Genomic DNA, 17069 nt, shown 5'->3' on the forward strand with positions numbered 1-17069 from the left:
GAGCGCGGGGTGGGCGCGCTGCTCAGACCCAGCTTGGACGAGCAGGAGGGCCAAGCGCCCCAGCCCTGCGAGGCGAGCACCTTCTCGGCGACCGCGATCTGCTGTTCACGGCTGGCCTGGTTGGCCGAGGCGGCGTACTCCTGGCCGCCGTGGGCGCGCCAAGTGCTGGGCGAGAACTGCAGCCCGCCCTGGAAACCGTTGCCTGTGTTGATGCCCCAGTTGCCGCCGGCCTCGCACTGAGCGAGTCGATCCCAGTCGGAGTCGGGTGCCGCGCTGGCGTTGCCTGCGAATGCCACACCGGCGGTGCCGATGATGGCGCCGGTGACGGCAACCTTGGCTACCGTGCGGCCGGTCGAGCTTGGCTTGCGATGGCGTCCACTCATTCGGGTTCGTCTTCCTCTCGACGCACCTGCGACATCTTCGGTTCTGGTTCGGACTGAGAGGTCGTCCGTTCCGCCCTCGCCCCTACGTTTCCGTTGGGGTTCCGGTACCCGCGGGGCGAGGCTCGGTGCGGCGGGCCGGTGGTCGCCGGTGTGTCCCGGCTGGATAAGACGGTACGACGAACCCCGGGAAAAATCACTATTTGGTAACCGGTGTGTACCAGTGGGTCTCGGCGGAATATCAGCTGCGGAAAAAGCCTTCGCGCAGCTAGAGCGGCCGTGGCTGCGCGGGTCGACCATCGTCACCACCTCGTGACCAACCCGTAATGTGATGAGGATCACACATCGGAGTGGGTAACGAACGCGCCGGGTAACCAGTTCGCGGTGGACGACGGCTTGCCTTCCGTTCAGCGGGACCGGCGGCCCGAGCGCAGAGCGAACGTCAGGGCGAGCACGAACCCCAGCGGCGCGAGCATCGCCCCGAAGTACAGCCACAGTCCCGGCTCGCCGTCGGTGAGTATGGGGATCGCGAAGATGGCGATGATCGCCAGCAATCCCAGCGCGAACAAGCAGAGTGCGAGCTGCAGCAACCAATCGCCGCGCTGTCGAGGCGAGCCGCCGGAAGGGGTCGGAGCGGAAGGGTTCGTCACGGCTCGACGGTAAAACTGATGTGCTTGCGTTATTCGCACCGGGGTAGACTCGGTGGCAATCGCGTCCTGCAATCGTGCTGGGCGCGTTCTTTTCGCACAGGAAAAGGGCCGGTCGTGTGACCGGCCCGGTGGACAGATGTGCTCGGGCCGTAGGGGTCCGAGTTTCGATGACGAACGGGTGAGCGCAGTGCCGACCGGCAGGGTGAAGTGGTACGACGTCGAAAAGGGCTTCGGCTTCCTTTCCCAGGACGAGGGTGAGGACGTCTACGTCCGCTCGTCCGCGCTGCCCCAGGGCGTCGACGGTCTCAAGCCCGGCCAGCGCGTCGAGTTCGGCATGGCCGCGGGCCGCCGTGGCCCCCAGGCGCTGAGTCTCAAGCTGCTCGAGGCGCCGCCGTCGGTCCGCCAGGGCCAGGAACGCAACGCGCGCAAGGAACCTGCCGCGCGCAGGCACACGCCCGACGAGCTGCACGGCATGGTGGAGGACATGATCACCTTGCTCGAGGCGAAGGTGCAGCCGGATCTGCGCAAGGGCAAGTACCCGGATCGCAAGACGGCGCAGCGCATCTCGGAGGTCGTCCGCGCGGTGGCGCGCGAACTGGACCGATAGGCGCCCGCGCGAAGTCACCCGGGCGCTCGGCGTTCAGCCACCGCGCAGTTCTCGGGCGATGAGGCTGTCGACGAGATCGTTCATCTCCTCGACCAATTCGGCCGCGCCGCCGTTGTGCGCGAGGTTGCGCATCTCGTGGGGATCTTCCTGCCGGTCGTAGAGTTCGTAGTCGAAAACTTCGCGTGGACCGGCGATCCCATGGGGCGTCGAATAGCGGGCGAAGCTGTAGCGGGGCGTCACCGCGCCCCGCAGGCAGTATTCGACGCCGGGTGCTTGGCCGCCGCTGGATTTGGCATCGGAGGTGAGCAGGATCGCGTCGCGGAGCGAGCCCTCCGGATCGGCCAGCAAGGGTGTGAGGTCCTTGCCGACGAGTGAGCCTGCCGCGCCGCCGATCCCGGCCAGTGCGGCCAGGGTCGGCACCAGGTCGATGTGCGAGGTCAGCGCGGCGGTGGTGGTTCCGTGCGTGGCGGGCTTCCTGGGGTCGGCGATGACCAGGGGCACGCGGTTGTTCTCGCGGTAGATCATCGCGCCCTTCTGCCGCAGTCCGTGCGCGCCGCCGAGTTCGCCGTGATCGGCGACCCGGACCACGACGGTGTTGCCCGCACCGCCACTGTGGTCCAACGCGTCGAGGACCTCGGTCATCAACTCGTCGGTGCGGCGCAGCAACTCCAGATACCAGTTGCCCCACTGCCGCCATCGGGTGCGTCCGAGCGGCGAGTCGACCTCGTTCGGCATCAGACCGCCGACCGCCTCGTTCATGGTGCGCCACACGGCTTGTACGCGCGGTTTGGCCGACAGGTCGGACTCGAAATTCGGCGGCACGTCGGCGCCGTGATCCGGCACGTCCTGCAGGCGGTAGAAGCGCGGGCAGTACATCATGTCGTGCGGGTTCACCATGCTGACCACGCACAGCCACGGTCGGGCGTCGCTGCCGTGCCGTCGCAGCCAGCCGACGGCGTTCTCGACGACGCCCGGATCTTCGTGTGCGCCCTCGTTCGGCCCGCCGCCGGAGAGGATGTCGTAGGCCTCGTCGAACCCGTATGCCGACAGCGCCGTGCTCTCGGCGCCGACCGGCTCGGAGAGGTGCCATTTCCCGATGTAGGCGGTCCGATAGCCGGCGTTCTTCAGCACCGTTCCGATGGTCGGGATGGTGGTGTCGAGATTCGGGCTCCAGGCGTGCAGCGGTCCGAGCACCGCGCCGATGAGGTCGTTGCCGCGCACGTTGTCGGTCATGCCGGTGACGGGGGCGTGTGCTCCGGTGAAGAACGCCGATCGCGCGGGCGAGCAGGGGGCCGTCGGGGAATGGTGCATGGTGAACCGGACTCCGGCGGCCGCCACCCGGTCGCGGGCGGGCAGGGCGAAGCCCGCGGGTAGGACGACATCCGCGCGCTCTTGATCGGTCATGATCACCAAGATGTTCGGCCGCGCCGCCGGAGCCGCGGTTGCCTCGGCGGCGAGCGCTCCGCTCAGGGCGGGCACCGAGGCGGCGGCCATCATCGCGAGAACCTGACGCCGGCTCGGAGCCGATGGGTGGGCGAGGAACTGATCGGAGTCGGGCACGGGCGGGGCCTTCCTGGTGCGTCGAACGGGCAGCACCACCCTAACTGATGATTTGATGAAATCATTCAGTATGACTTTTCCGCTGGTGGGAGTCGTCGCGCTACTCTGCACGGGTGTCAGGAACCGAGACGTCCACTACGGCGCGCGGTGAGCAGACGCGGCAGGCCATCCTCGACGTCGCCACCCGCCGGTTCGCCGACCAAGGCTTCCGCAACACCTCGGTGGCGGCGGTGGCCCGCGAGGTGGGTTTGGCGCCCTCGGCGGTGTATTTCCACTTCGCGGACAAAGAGGCGCTGTTCGTCGCCGCGTTCGACCGCGACGCCGCGCGGCTGTGCGACGCGGCGCTGCCCCGGTCGGGCCCGATGGACGCCGTCTACTGGCAGCAGGTCGTCAGCCGGTTCGTGACCAGGCTCGACGCCTACCCGCTGGTGCATCGCGTCCTGGCCGGACAGGAGCCGGGGTTGCTCGTCCGACTGGTCGGCGGTGTCGTGCCGGATCGCATCCGGCAAGCGCTCGAAGCGGGGCTGCGCGCCGGTCAGCAGGCCGGGGACATCGCCGAAGACCTCGATCCGCGCGACACCGCCATCGCGCTCGAGGCCGTCTTCACCGCCGTGGTCATCACCGTGGTGCAGGTCGGCGGCAGCGGTACCTCGGAGCGTATCGACGCTGTCGGGCGCTTGGTGCGGACCGCGCTCACGGCGCGGCGCCCACTCGATCCTCCGGCGTAGCGTCCGCCTGCTACGCGGTGCTGATCGACCAGGTCGCGTGCGGCACGTAGAACTCACGGCCGGTTTCGTCGCGGGCGAGGATGGGCAGCTGGAATTCGACGCCGATGAGGCGCAGATCGGGTTCGGGCTTCGAGTCGATGGTGAGGGCGAGCGCGCGGTCGGGGTAGTCGTTGCGGCTGATCACCTGGTCGACCTTCTCGCCGTTGGGCAGCAGGTAGACGAGCTGGGCGAGCCAGGGCGCGTCGGCGACCTGCTTCGGCAGCGACAGTTGCAGGGGGTAACCGGCGGGGACTTCCAACTCGACGGTGCGGCCGCGGTGGCAGTCCGGCGTGTCAGGGGCGCAGTTCAACGTCGCGAACACCGTCCCAGCCGCATCGTCCGCGGGCAGGATGCGGCAGTCCCGCATGGTCACCGCGCAGTAGCTGAACGGCCGCACGGTGACCGTCTTGCCGTGCGCGTAGGCGGTGAGGGTGACGTCGGGTTCGTCGGCGTTGCGCACCAGCACCGCCAGCACGCCCGCGAAGGCGAGGGTGAGCACCAGCAGGGCGGCCGCGACCAGCGCGACGATCGTGCGTGCGTTGAGCTTGCTCACCAGATCGGGTCTCCTTGCCCTCGTTGGATGCGTTTGGTGTCGCCGCCGCGCCGCGCCGCCGGATCCTGTGCGCGGGGTGCGCTTTCGGGGTATCCGTGCGGCCGGGGCGCGGGCACCTCTTGTTCCGCGTGCTGCGGACGGTTGCCGCCGAGGCCGGGCAGTAACGAGTGACCGCGGAAGCTGAGGAAAGTCTGCACCAAGCCGAGGACGAGGATCGCGGTGACCACCGCGAAACCCTTCCAGTAGTCGGTCGGCAGCAGCACGCCCGCCGCGCCGCCGACGACCCAGCTGAGCTGCAGCACGGTCTCCGAGCGACCGAAGCCGGAGGCGATCGACTCCGGCGGCAGGTCGTCCTGGATCGAGGCGTCCAGCGACACCTTGGCCAGCGCGCTCGTCGCGGCCGCGACCAGGGCGGCGGCCGCCGCGCCCAGCAGATTGTTCGCGAACGTCGCGAACAGCGCCACCAGGGCGCAGGCCGCCGTGCAGCCCAGCACGATGAGTGCCGGCCTGCCGAGCTGGAGCCGGGCGCCGGTCGCGTTGCCCGCGAAGTTGCCGACGGCCGCGGCCGCGCCGACCGCGCCGAGCATCAGGGCCTGCTGCACCGGGCGGTGCTCGGTGGCCTTGGCGACGAAAGCGACGTAGAAGGTGAGGAACCCGGTCAGCACGCGGATGGCGCTGTTGCCCCAGAGCCCGGTCACCACGGCGCGACCGAGCGGCTGCCTGCGTTTGCGCGGCGGCACCGACGATTCCTTGCCGGAGGACAGCACCTCGGTGTGCGCGTCGGGGCCGTGATAGCTCAGCGTCGCGGGCACCTCACCCTCGGTGACTTCGACCCAGGAGGGGATACGCAGGCTCAGGTAGGCCCCCGCCCCGGCGATCAGCGCCGCGAAAACCAGTGCGCCGGCGGAATTCGCGATCGCCGCGGCGACCCCGGCGAGCGCGCCCGCGCCGAGGGTGCCGCCGACCAATCCGAACACCGTGAGCCGGGAATTGGTGCGGACCAGATCGATGTCCGGCGGCAGCACCCGGGGGGTCACCGCGCTCTTGAGCACCGAGAACGATTTGCTGCCGATCATCATGCACAGTGCGAGCGGATACAGCGCCCAGGTGTCGAACTGGAGGATCAGCACCACCGCGACCACCGCGCGCACCGCGAACGACGTCGCCAGCGCCAGGCGGCGACCGCGCTGCAGGCGATCGAGCATCGGGCCGATCAGCGGGGCGATCACCGCGAACGGCGCGATCGTGATCAGCAGGTACAGCGCGACGTTCGTCTTGCTCTCGGCGGTGGCGCTGGCGAAGAACAGGGTGTTGGCCAGCGCCACCGCGATGGCGGCGTCGAGGGCGAAGTTCGCCATGGTGGCGTAGGTGAGCGCCGTCAGGCCCGACTTGTCGGCGCCGTCGGCTTTGGCCGCGCGCTGGAAGGTCGCGATGCCCTTTTCGGTGAGCTCCCGGCCGCGCATGGCGGCCACCCGGGTAACCGTGAGTTTGCGCGGCATCCGCTGCGCACCGGTTGGCGCCGCGCCTGCGGGTGGATGCCCCTGATCCTGGACGGCGGTCTCGGGATAGTCGTCGTCGGACGGTGGTTCGCTCCGGCGAGGCGGCTGCGGACGGTGCGGGAAGACGTGTCGAGGCTCCCTGCCGCGGGAACTCGGTTGCTCGGCCTCCGGTCCGCTCGGGAAAGGCTTGGTCGGCGGAGGCTCGGCGGGCCGTTGTGGGTCGTGTCGCGGACTCGGCGGTGGTGATCCCGCCTGGTCGCGACGCTCGGAGGCGCGCCCGCGTCGCAGCGGCGGCAGCGGCCCGCGACGTCGCGGCGCATTGGGTGGCGGATATCGGTCGAAACCGGGATGCCGATCGAACGGCGGGGACTCCTCGCCTTCCCACCGATCACGGTCGGGACCGGAAGGTTCGCGGGGAGTAGTCACGACTTCAATTCTGGCGTACTCCCGCGCTGGGCGTTCACGCACGCTCCGTGGCGGCGGTGGAAAGTGACCATCGTCGCGGCTCGCCGATCCGCTCAGGCGGGCGCGAAGCGGACCTCGAACATGGTCGGCCAATTCTTGCCCGTGATCAGGAACCGGTCGGTGCCGGGCAGTTGGGCGATGCCGTTGAGGGCGTCGGCCCCGGCCCGGGCGGTCGCCGGGAGCAGACCGGCGGCGTCGGCGGACGCCAGCACCGCGCCGGAGTCCGGGTCGATGCGCAGGATCGTGTCGGTGGGCCAGTCGTTGGCGTAGACCGACCCGTCCGCCGCGCATTCGAGTTCGTTGAGGCGCGCGCCGTGGTGGCTGGTCAGCTCGACCGAGCCGGTCGGGGCGAAAGTGACCGGATCACGGAAGGTGAGCCGGTCGGTGCCGTCGCTCATGATCAGCCGCCCGTCCCCGGCGCACAGGCCCCAGCCCTCACCCTCGTAGCTCGCCCGGCCGCGTTCGGCCAAGGTGGCCGGGTCGCGCGCGATCGCGACGCCGTCGTGCCAGGTCAGCTGCCAGAGTGTGCCGCCGGCGACCGTGATGCCCTCGCCGAAGTAGGGAGCGGGCAACTCGGTCCTGGCCAGTTCCTCGCCGGTCGTCAGCCGGGACGCGCGCACGCTCGACGCGCCGGCCAGACCGGTGCCCTCGTAGAGCACCTCGCCATCGACTTCCAGACCCTGGGTGAACGCCTTCGGGTCGTGTGGCCGGGTGCCGACCACCTCGATGTTCATCCTGGGTGTCGTGTCCTCGGCGGCGCCGCATCCGCTCACGACGAGCAGACCGACCAGCACACCGACGGCCAACGAACGCCGATTGCGTTCCATACGGCAAAATGTAGGCCGTGAGCGCAGTTTCTGTTTCGGAGTCCGGCGTACGGCCGATTCTGGCCGATGCCGTCGATTTGGCCCGCCGTGCGCTCCTGGAGTTGGAACCATCGGCGGTCGGTGCGCACCTCGGCGTGATCGCCGAGGACGAGAGCGCGGCGACCCATCGATTCGAGGCCACGCTGCCCGGCTATCGCGGGTGGCAGTGGGCGGTCGTGGTGGCCGCCCCGCCCGGAGCCGATCACGCGACGGTCAGCGAGTCCGCGTTGCTGCCCGGCCCCGACGCCTTGGTCGCACCCGAGTTCGTGCCATGGGAGCAGCGCGTGCGCCCCGGGGACCTCGCGCCCGGCGACCTGCTGGCCCCGCCCGCCGACGACCCGCGCCTGGTGCCCGGCTATGTCGCGACCGGCGACCCGGTGGTCGACGAAGTCACCTACGAGCTCGGTCTCGGCCGCCCCAAGGTGATGAGCAGGGAAGGCCGCGAAGAGGCCGCCGAACGCTGGTACGCCGAACACGGCCCCGACTCCGAGATGGCCAAGGCCGCGCCGGCCACCTGCGGCAGTTGCGGCTTCTACCTGCCGCTGGCCGGAGCGCTGCGCGCCGCGTTCGGTGTCTGCGGCAACGTCATGGGCGCCGACGGGCGCGTCGTCCACGTCGCCTACGGCTGCGGCGCGCACTCCGACACCGAGATCCCCGCCGGCGGCGGCTCCCCCCTGTACGAGGCCTATGACGACGCGGCCATCGAAGTGATCGCGCTCGAAACAGAAGGCGCGCGTGCCGCCGCACCGGGCACAGCCGAGGTTTCGGCTCCCGGGGGTGGTGACCGGCACGCTGCGGAGAAGACGAGCAGTGCGTCCACCGTGGCCGCCGATGAGCCGGAGGACACGACGAGGACGGCTGAGGCCCGCGTAGACGCGGCGGTTGCCGAGGACAAGGCGGTTGCCGATGAAGCGGTAGCCGAGGGTGTCGGCCCTGCCGAGGACGTGGCGGTTGCCGAGGGTGCTGCGGCTGTCGAGGACGCTGCGATGGCCGAAGGCGCTGCGGTTGTCGAGGGCGCTGCGGTTGCCGAGGACGTGGCGGTTGCCGAGGACGTGACCGAGGGCGCTGCGGCTGTCGAGGACGCGGTTATCGCCGAAGGCGCTGCGGTTGCCGAGGACGCGCAGGTCGGCAAGACCACTGCGGTTACCGACGATGCCGTTGCGCCCGCTGAAGCGCTAGGCGAGAACGCTGCCGTCGCCGAGGAAGCTGCCGTCGCCGGAAACGCTGTTGTCGCTGCGGCAGCTGCGGGCGCCGAGGACGCTCCGGTTGGCGAGACGCTCGCTGTCGGTGCGGACACCGAGATCAACGAAGCACCCACGGTTCCCGAGCACGCTGCGGCCGGTTCGACCGCTGCGGTCGCGGACGACGCTGTGGCTGTCGAAACCCCTGCAACCGATGTAAACGCGGAAGTGTCGGAAGCCTCTGCGGTTGCCGGCGATGCTGTGGCCGCCGCGAACGCTACTGTCGCCGAAGACACGGCCCTCGCCGGAGAGTATGCCGCCACCGAGGACCTTGCCGTTGCCGAGACCTCTGATGTCGTGGAGGCGGTTGCCGCTGCCGGAGAGGACGCGGCATCGGAGCACACGGCGGGCACGGAAGAGAACGCGGCTTCAAGTTCGACCAGCGTGGACCAGACCGAGGACCACACGGCGACCGCAGGTGCCGAGGGGAACGAGCCCGAGGCGGTCGGCGCAGACCGGGTGGGCGAAGTTGATTCCGCCGCTGTAGCTGCCGAAGCCGACGTTCCGTCCGCCGTGCGGGAGACCTCGAGCGCGCACGCTGCCGCCGAGCCGGTGAACGACACCGCGTCTGCCGCCGCTGACGCGATGCCTGCCGTCGCTGCCCTGGACGAGGCGAGCGATTCGGTAGACGCCGAGCCGGTGAACGACACCGCGTCTGCCGCCGCTGACGCGATGCCTGGGGTCGCCGCTCAGGACGAGCCGAGCGGCACGGCAGACGACGCCGACAGCAGCTCAGCGCTCCGTACGGGTGACGCGGCGGACTCGCCTGCAGCCGTCGACGAGAGCGGTTCGGCCTCTGCGGATGCCGCATCGCTCGATACGGAAAGCGCCGCCGTCGCTTCGGAGAGCTCGGTCGAGCCGATCGAGCAGGCAGGCGTCGAGGACACCGGTGACGAGCCGGGGTCCGAGACACGGCCGGAGTTCCAGTCATCGCCGCGGAGCTGATCGAGGCCGCCGATCCGTTCGGCACCGCGGCGCTGCGGGCGGGAGTGCTCGCCGCATGGCGTGATTCGCCGACTCGGTTGCGGGAGGACGCGGCGACCGAGCACGACTTGGTGCGCGCGGGCTACCGCGACCGGTTGCTGACCGAGCTGGCGCAGAACGCCGCCGACGCCGCGCGCAAGGCGGGCGTGCCCGGCGAGCTCGTCGTCCGGCTCGACGGCCGTGACCTGTCGATCGGCAATACGGGTGCGCCGCTGGACGTCTCCGGCGTGCACGCGCTCACCGCGCTGCGCGCGTCGGGAAAGTCCGGCGACGGCTCCGTCGGGCGGTTCGGTGTCGGGTTCACCGCGGTGCTCGCGGTGAGCGATGACATAGAGCTACGGTCCGCCTCCGGGTCCTTGCGTTTCTCTCGCGATCTGACCCGGGATGACCTGAGCCGCAACCAGATCCGCATTCCCGCCGTCGATACCGGCGAATTCGCCCCTCCGGTGCTTCGGTTGGCTTGGCCGAGCGCGGCGCGACCGTCGGATGGTCTCGACACCGATGTGGGGCTGCGCCTGCGCGCGGACGTCGACGCCGACGCGCTCTTGGCGGCGATGCGCGCCGAAGCCGTCGACCTGCTGCTCGAATTGCCCGCTCTGCATCGCATCCGCGTCGGCGCGGACGAATTCGTCTACAGCGCCGAAGACATGGGCGAGGGCATGCACGAGGTCTATGTCGACGGGCCGGGCAGCGAACAGCGCACCTGGTGGGAGTACCGCGCACCGCGCGCACGCTGGCTGCTGCCCGTGCGCGACGGTAAGCCGGTGGCCGCCGCTCCCGACGTGCTGCGCGCGCCCACTCGTTCCGACGAGGAACTGTCGCTGCCCGCGCTGCTCATCGCCGATATTTCCATGCAACCGGATCGTCGCAGGCTGTTGCCCGGTGCCCGGCTCGCGGAACTGGCGGCGGGTTACGCCGATTTCGCTCGCGCCCTTCCACCGCGCGACCGTCTCGTGCTGGTCCCGGCGCCTGGTTTCGCGCGCAGCGAGGCCGACGGGCTGCTGCGCGAGGCCCTGCTGCACGAACTGCGATCGCACGCCTGGCTCCCGGTCGTAGCCACCCACCGGCGCGCTTCGCGGGAAGGCTCCGCCGCAGGCCACGAACCGCTGACCGGCTCATTCGACGAATCCGCCGCTCGCGACGAACTGGTGTGGCCCGCCGAAGCGCTGGATGGAACGCTCGCCGACGCGGACGGTGCCGAGACCGAAGCAGGACCAGCCTCCGAAGGACTGCTCGACGCACCCGATGCGGCTTCCGGCTTCGCCGATGCGCCGTTCACCGTCGTGCAAGCCCCGCTCCAGGGCATGGCCGTCCCCACCCGGGCATACGTCTTCACCGGCCTCACCGCGGAGTTGGCCGCGCTGCTCGACGACGTGGTCGGCCCCTTGGTGATCCCCGATCTCTCCGGGCGAGGCAACGCCGAGGCCATGGGCGTGCTGGACGTGCACCGGCTCGGACTGGCCCGGCTCGCGGAATTGTCGGCGGGGCTGGAGCGTCCGCCGAGTTGGTGGCGCTCGTTCTATGCCGCGCTGGAACCGTTCGTGGTGGATCCGCTTGCGGCGGAAGAGTTGGGCGCGCTGGCGGTTCCGCTGGCCGATGGCCGACTGGTCACCGGGCCGCGCACCGTGGTGCTGGACGATCAGCTCGAGGTCGCCATCCCGGTGCACTGGGCCAGGCTGGCGCACCCGGAAGCCGCGCACCCGCTGCTGGCCCGGCTCGGTGCGCGGTCGGCCACCGCCGAGGATCTCTTGAACGACCCGGCGTTGCAGGCCGACCTGGAGGATCATCCGGGCGATCCCGACACCGTCGACGCCATCCTGCGTCTCGCCGCGCACGCCGACCCGGAGTCGCTGCCGTCCTGGCTCGGACTGCTCGAATTGCCCGATGCGGAGGGCGAACCGCGTCCCGCCGACGAACTGCTGCTGCCCGGCGCGCCGCTGCGTGAGCTGCTCGTGCCGGACGCGCCGTTCGGCACGCTCGACCCCCAGGTGGTGGAACGCTACGGTACCGACGCGTTGCGCGCGGTCGGCGTCGGCTGGGATTTCGTCGTGCTCGTGGAAGCCGATCCGACCGGCCCGGACCATGATCTGGCCGACGAGGATCAGTGGTGGTCGACCCTGTCGGACGATCCGCCGGAGCTGATCGCCGTCCGCGACCTCGACCTGGTCGACGACCACGCCTGGCCGGAGGCGTTGCGGCAGCTGGCCGCCACGCCGCGCACCCGCCGCCTGCTCGCCGACGCCGACGGCTACACCGCGTGGTGGCTGCGCGCGTACGCGCGGATCGACAGCACCGCGCTCGGCCTGTTCCGTCACCCCGCCGACACCGAGTTCGCCGGGCTGCTACCGGCGTTCGCCGTCGCAGGAGTCGACCCGGATGCCTATCGCGCGGTGCTCGCCGACCCGAGGACGATCACCGAAGAGCTGGTCGCCGCGCTGCTCGACGCGCTCGCCGATCCCTCGAAAACACCCGTGCCCGAGGTGGTTTCGCGCGCGCACGCGCGCATGGCGGCCGCCGTCGACGCGGGTGTGCTCGACATCGGCGATCTGGAACCGCCCGATCGCGTGCGCACGCTCTCCGGCGCCGTGGCGGACCCGGGTGACGCGTTCGTCCTGGATCAACCGTGGTTCGGGCTGGCGGTGCCGCCGGACCGCTTGGTGACGGGCGACAGCGAAACCGCCTCCGCCTTGGCGGCTCTGCTCGACCTGCCGCTGGTGTCCGAGGCCGTCACCGCCGAGGTGGTCGGCACCGGCCGCCGCACGACCTGGGCGGCCGAGCCGCTGGGCGTGGTGCTGCGTCAAGTGTTCGACCTGCCTCCGCAAGCGGGCGAGCTGATCGTGCACCGGGAGTTGACGGTGCGCCTGAGCGGTGCGATCGAGGCGACGGTGGCGGTGCCCTGGTGGCGAACCGGCGCGGCCGTGCACGTCCACGCGCCGCACTCGCACGGCTGAGCGGTTACTGCGCGGCGTATCCGGTGAGCATCTCGCTCAGCAGATCCAGCTGCCCGCGCACGCTCTCGCTGTCGTCGTCCACCAGCCACCGCAGCACCAGGCCGTCGATGACGTTGAGCGTGAACCGGCTCAGCGTCTGCACCGGGACCGACCAACTGGTGCCGGTCGCGTCGCGCGCGTGCTCGAGGATGTCGGCGACGGTGGAGTCGTTGAAGTTGTACTGTTCGCGCGCGATCGCCAATTTCGCCGGGGTTTGCTCACCTTCCCGCAGCGCGTATGTGGTGGTTTCGTAAGTGAGCAGCTGCCGTTCCGGAGTGGCTTCGATGTTGAGCCACATGAGTTCGAGTCCGGCACGGATCAATTTTTGAAGGGCTTCTTTTCCACTTCCGACGTCCTGCCATACCGTTTCGTTTGCGTCGACGGAATCGCGTAATTCCATCGACAACGCTTTGACCAGCTCGGTCATCAGAGCGTCCTTGTTTTCGAAACAGTAATGCACCACACCGAGCGAGACGCCGGCCGCCTGAGCGACATCGCGCGTGGTCACGCCCGCAACACCCTTTTTCTCGGCAAGGCCGATCGCGGCCTCGATAAGGTGGGCCCGTCGTTCTTCGACGCTCAATCGGGAGGACACCCAAGGGAGTTAAGCGCCCACGGCCCGCGCAGTCAATTCGCGAGCCGGAAAAACCTGGACTGGACGAGTGACCAGCTGTGTGGTTCGCTGCTTCGGGAACGGAAGGGAGACGGTATGTCGGTGTCGCGCAGAACTGTTCTGGCCCGGACCGCGATCGGTTCGGCCGCGCTCGCGGCCGCGACGGCGCCCGGGATGAGCGGCGTGCTCGGCCTTCCGGCCGCCGCCGCGGCGGATTCCGGCGAGTACGAGATCGGCGTCGGGCTTTCCGACATCACCGGCCCGGCCGCGGAATGCGGCATGATGGGCTACTCCCAGCTCGAGCAGCAGACCGCGGGCATTCACCTGCGCCCGCGCGCGCGGGCGTTCGTCATCGGCAGCGCGGGGCGGCGGATCGTCTTCGCGGTGGCCGAGAACGGGATGATCTTCCAGTCCGTGCACCGCGGCGTGCTCGCCGAATTGGCCCGGCGCTTCGGCGATCTGTACACCGAGCAGAACGTCCTGCTCACCTCCACGCATTCGCACGCCACCTGCGGCGGCTCCAGCCACGACTACGCCTACAACCTGTCCATCCTCGGTTTCCAGCAGCAGGTGTACGACGCCGAGGTGAACGGGATCGTCGAGGCGATCGCCGCCGCGCACGCCGATCTCGGCCCCGGTTCGCTCGCGGTCGGCCGCACCGAGCTGCACGACGCGAGCGTGAATCGCTCGCGGGTGGCCTGGGAACGCAATCCGGCGGCGGACCGGCGACATTTCCCGGACGCGATCGATCCCGCGGTCACCACGCTCGTCCTGCGCAAGGGCGGCCGGATGGCCGGGACCATCACCTGGTTCGCCACCCACAACACCTCGATGACCAACGCGAACCGGCTGATCAGCTCCGACAACAAGGGCTATGCCTCGTTCTCCGGTGAGCACATCGAGCACGGCGTGCGATACCTGGACGGCAAGCCCGCGTTCGTGGCCGCCTTCGCGCAGACCAACGCCGGCGACATGTCCCCGAACCTGAATCTGCGTCCCGGCTCCGGGCCCACCGAGGACGAGTTCGAGAACACCCGGATCCTGGGCGAGCGGCAGTACGCGGCGTCGAAAGAGGCGGTGGCGCGGGCGAACTCGATCTCCGGTCCGGTGGACGGGCTGCTCTGCTACATCGACCTGGCCGACATCGCGGTGGACGGTCGCTTCACACCGGACGGCCTGCCGCGTCGCACCGCGCCCGCCGCGGCGGGAGTCTCGCTGATCGCGGGCAGTGTCGAGGACGGTCCGGGCTTGCCGGGTGGCCCTGTTCCGGAAGGTGTGCGCAATCCGTTTCTCGAGGCGCTCGGTGACCCGGCTCAGCCCGCACCGGCCTGGCTGGCGGGCGCGCAGGCCCCGAAAGCGATCGCTGTGCCGCTCGGTTTGCTGCCTCCGGTCGCGTGGGTGCCGAATGTGCTGCCGATTCAGCTCGTTCGCATCGGCGAGCTCTATCTCGCCGCCGCGGGTGGGGAGTTCACCATCACGGCGGGCCTGCGGGTTCGCCAGGCGGTCGCGGAAGCGTTGCACGTCCCGCTGGAGCAGGTGCTCATGCAGGGGTACGCGAACGCCTACCACGAATATGTCACCACGCCGGAGGAATACGACTCCCAGCAGTACGAGGGCGCTTCGACACTGTTCGGCCGCTACACCCTGTGCGCCTATCAGCAGGAGTTCACCCGGCTGGCCACGGCCTTCGCCGCCGGTGCCGGGGTGCCGCGCGGTCCGGCGCCGCGCGATGTGTCCCAGCTACAGCCGAACTTCCAGGTGGGCGCCGGCCCGGACGCGGCAGCGGCGGGGCGCGCCTTCGGGGACGTGCTGGTGCAGCCCCATCCCTCCTACGGGCCAGGTGGCCGCGTGGTGGCCGAATTCGTCTCGGCGCATCCGAAACACGACAACCGCCGCAACGGGACCTTCCTGGAAGTGCAGCGCAGGAATGCCTCCGGCGAGTGGGCGCGGGTGGCCAACGAGGGCGAGTGGGCGGTGCGATACCACTGGAGCAAGCGCGGGCTCGCCGAGTCGGTGGCCCGGTTCACCTGGGACATCCCGCTCGACGCTGAGCCGGGACGCTACCGCTTCCAGCACTACGCGACCCGTCTCGATCCCAGTGGCGCGCTGTTCCCGTTCACCGGCGCCACCGACGAATTCGAGGTGGGCCGAGCGTGACCGGCTGAGCTACAAACCGGTCTGCGCGCCCTTGTCCCCGCGTCGCGCGCCGCGACGCTGGACCAGATAGATCACCAGGGCCATCAGGCCCACCACCATGCCCATGAGGCAGACGGGGCGGGCCGACGCCCACCGGTCGCCGCCCGCCCACACCACCACGGTGGCGATCAGCCACAGCGCGCTGCCGACCGCGAGCACGGGGCGCGGATCGGTCAGGCGCGGCGGGAGCTGCGGGACTTTCTGCGTCACGAGCTCAGCCTAATCGGACCTGGAGACGAAGTCCGCAGGCCGAGTGGAAGCGAGCCGATCCCGCAGCGCGGGAACCCGCGACCGGCCGCCCGCGGTCCCGTATCGTTTGCCACTGTGACAACGCCATCGGATGTCAGAGCCCTTGCTGGTGAGCTCTCGCTGGCGGTCGTTCGCCTGACGCGACACCTGCGCGGCCGTCGGGCCGACTCGCAGATCTCGCTCACCCAACTCTCCGCGCTCGCCACCCTCGCGCGGGAGGGCGCGATGACGCCGGGTGCGCTCGCGGCGAAAGAACGCGTCCAGCCCCCGTCCATGACTCGTGTCATCGCCTCGCTCACCGATCTGGATCTGGTGGAGCGCAACCCGCATCCGACCGACGGCCGTCAGATCATCGTCTCGCTGTCCTCGGCGGGCCGCGCGCTCATCGCCGACGAGACCAGCGCGCGTGAGGCATGGATGACCGAGCAGCTGTCCACGCTCACCGAGGAGCAGCTCGTGGTGCTCACTCGCGCCGTGGCGATCATGAAGCAGATCGTCGCGGAGTCCGAGTAGCCGCGCGGGGACAACGGCATTCATCGCCATGCCGCCGAACAGCGGTGCGAATCAGCGGTTCGTCCGGACGAGCCGGACCAGGATGCCGGCTCCCCACCACAGCAGGCCGCCCGAGATCGTCAGGCACAGGACGAAGGCCGGGTAGACCAGTACGCCGTAGTCGTCGGCCCATCGGGGCAGGCGGGTGAGCTGCGTGGCCGCGACGACGAGCAACAGTAGGCCCAGGACCGCCGCGATCGGCGCGAGCGGCGCGGAGTCCGAGTCGGCTCGGCGGGCAGTGCGGTCGGTCATGGTGGAGCCCTCCTGTGCGGTCGGCTCGGCGCCCGAGTCGGGCGCGATGGGCACTGGAAAACGTCAGTTACCTTCTAGCTAACATTCGCACAGGGATGTGATTTCGTTAACACTCTGTGATGCAGATCACAGACATATTGCGGAGGTGGTGTAGACGGATGTATGTGCGCTGATCGCACCGGCCCGAAAGGCGGCCACTCCGGTCGGTCAGCGGCTACCGCGTGCCGAACGGCTGATCGCTGTCCACGATCTCCCGTCCCAGCGGGAACAGCGAGATGGGGATGAACTTCAGGTTGGCCCAGCCGAACGGGATGCCGATGATCGAGACGAACAGCGGGATGCTGGTGAGCAGGTGGCCCAGCGCGAGCCACCAGCCCGCGACGATGAACCAGATGATGTTGCCGATCAGCGAGCCCGCGCCCGCCCCCGGCTTCTCCACCGTGGTCCGGCCGAACGGCCACAGCACGTACGCGGCGATCCGGAACGACGCGATGCCGAACGGAATCGTGATGATCAGGATGAAGCAGATGATCCCCGCCACGATGTAGCCGAGCGCCAGCCAGAACCCGGCGAAGACGAGCCACAGGATGTTGAGCACCAACTGAATCGGCTTCATGAGACCAGCATGCCAGCCGCGCGCCGATT

Annotated in this window: 16 protein-coding genes; 6 read left to right on the forward strand and 10 right to left on the reverse strand. The window is 69.8% G+C overall.

What is annotated here, in order from left to right:
* Both HOV91_RS14935 and HOV91_RS14940 read right to left on the reverse strand, forming a co-directional pair.
* On the reverse strand, positions 1-383 hold a 383-nt coding region (locus HOV91_RS14935; RefSeq protein WP_174185986.1), incomplete at its 3' end, for a transglycosylase family protein.
* 404 nt (positions 384-787) lie between these two features.
* A complete protein-coding gene (locus HOV91_RS14940) occupies positions 788-1030 on the reverse strand; it encodes a hypothetical protein (RefSeq protein ID WP_312884618.1) in 243 nt (80 codons plus the stop codon).
* 187 nt (positions 1031-1217) lie between these two features.
* Between HOV91_RS14940 and HOV91_RS14945 the strand changes: the two genes are divergently transcribed.
* Complete coding sequence (locus HOV91_RS14945) at positions 1218-1637, forward strand: cold-shock protein (RefSeq protein WP_043719222.1); 420 nt, start codon at positions 1218-1220, stop codon at positions 1635-1637.
* A gap of 33 nt (positions 1638-1670) precedes the next feature.
* Here the strand turns inward: HOV91_RS14945 and HOV91_RS14950 are convergent, their stop codons facing one another.
* Positions 1671-3197, reverse strand: coding sequence for a sulfatase family protein (locus tag HOV91_RS14950; protein WP_174185987.1), 1527 nt, complete (start codon positions 3195-3197; stop codon positions 1671-1673).
* A 113-nt stretch (positions 3198-3310) separates the two neighbouring features.
* Between HOV91_RS14950 and HOV91_RS14955 the strand changes: the two genes are divergently transcribed.
* A complete protein-coding gene (locus HOV91_RS14955; protein WP_174185988.1) occupies positions 3311-3925 on the forward strand; it encodes a TetR/AcrR family transcriptional regulator in 615 nt (204 codons plus the stop codon).
* Between the two features lie 10 nt (positions 3926-3935).
* Here the strand turns inward: HOV91_RS14955 and HOV91_RS14960 are convergent, their stop codons facing one another.
* From HOV91_RS14960 to HOV91_RS14970, 3 genes are all read right to left on the reverse strand, one after another.
* Positions 3936-4517 (reverse strand): DUF2771 domain-containing protein, encoded by a 582-nt coding sequence (locus tag HOV91_RS14960; RefSeq protein ID WP_174185989.1) that lies wholly within the window; start codon positions 4515-4517, stop codon positions 3936-3938.
* Entirely contained in the window at positions 4514-6442 is a 1929-nt protein-coding gene (locus HOV91_RS14965) for an MFS transporter (RefSeq protein ID WP_174185990.1), read from the reverse strand. Before HOV91_RS14965 ends, HOV91_RS14960 begins: the two co-directional genes overlap by 4 nt.
* Before the next feature lie 92 nt (positions 6443-6534).
* A complete protein-coding gene (locus HOV91_RS14970) occupies positions 6535-7308 on the reverse strand; it encodes a glutaminyl-peptide cyclotransferase (protein WP_174185991.1) in 774 nt (257 codons plus the stop codon).
* 134 nt (positions 7309-7442) lie between these two features.
* Between HOV91_RS14970 and HOV91_RS41245 the strand changes: the two genes are divergently transcribed.
* Together HOV91_RS41245 and HOV91_RS14980 are read left to right on the forward strand one after the other, a co-directional pair.
* Positions 7443-9533, forward strand: coding sequence for a DUF3027 domain-containing protein (locus HOV91_RS41245; RefSeq protein WP_438822664.1), 2091 nt, complete (start codon positions 7443-7445; stop codon positions 9531-9533).
* Between the two features lie 44 nt (positions 9534-9577).
* Positions 9578-12523, forward strand: a complete 2946-nt coding sequence (locus HOV91_RS14980) for a sacsin N-terminal ATP-binding-like domain-containing protein (RefSeq protein WP_174185993.1) — start codon at positions 9578-9580, stop codon at positions 12521-12523.
* A gap of 4 nt (positions 12524-12527) precedes the next feature.
* On the opposite strand, the gene HOV91_RS14985 is transcribed toward HOV91_RS14980, so the two are convergent.
* On the reverse strand, positions 12528-13145 hold the full coding sequence (locus HOV91_RS14985; RefSeq protein WP_217440411.1) for a TetR/AcrR family transcriptional regulator: 618 nt from the start codon (positions 13143-13145) through the stop codon (positions 12528-12530).
* 126 nt (positions 13146-13271) lie between these two features.
* Here HOV91_RS14985 and HOV91_RS14990 point away from each other — a divergent pair, with 126 nt between their 5' ends.
* The gene (locus tag HOV91_RS14990) at positions 13272-15332 is read left to right on the forward strand and encodes a neutral/alkaline ceramidase (protein WP_174185994.1); all 2061 of its coding nucleotides are present in this window, start codon (positions 13272-13274) and stop codon (positions 15330-15332) included.
* Positions 15333-15341: 9 nt separating this feature from the next.
* Here HOV91_RS14990 and HOV91_RS14995 read toward each other — a convergent pair whose 3' ends face one another.
* Positions 15342-15581 carry a DUF2530 domain-containing protein gene (locus HOV91_RS14995; protein ID WP_174185995.1) on the reverse strand — a complete coding sequence of 80 codons (240 nt, stop codon included), beginning with the start codon at positions 15579-15581 and terminating at the stop codon, positions 15342-15344.
* Positions 15582-15695: 114 nt separating this feature from the next.
* Here HOV91_RS14995 and HOV91_RS15000 point away from each other — a divergent pair, with 114 nt between their 5' ends.
* Positions 15696-16133, forward strand: a complete 438-nt coding sequence (locus HOV91_RS15000) for a MarR family winged helix-turn-helix transcriptional regulator (RefSeq protein ID WP_174185996.1) — start codon at positions 15696-15698, stop codon at positions 16131-16133.
* A 51-nt stretch (positions 16134-16184) separates the two neighbouring features.
* Here the strand turns inward: HOV91_RS15000 and HOV91_RS15005 are convergent, their stop codons facing one another.
* Positions 16185-16424: a hypothetical protein gene (locus tag HOV91_RS15005; RefSeq protein WP_174185997.1), complete on the reverse strand. Its 240-nt coding sequence runs from the start codon at positions 16422-16424 to the stop codon at positions 16185-16187.
* Positions 16425-16638: 214 nt separating this feature from the next.
* Positions 16639-17040: a YccF domain-containing protein gene (locus tag HOV91_RS15010; protein WP_174185998.1), complete on the reverse strand. Its 402-nt coding sequence runs from the start codon at positions 17038-17040 to the stop codon at positions 16639-16641.
* Between the last annotated feature and the right edge of the window lie 29 nt (positions 17041-17069).

The organism is Nocardia barduliensis (genome assembly GCF_013315795.1).
GTDB classification, from domain to species: Bacteria; Actinomycetota; Actinomycetes; order Mycobacteriales; family Mycobacteriaceae; genus Nocardia; species Nocardia barduliensis.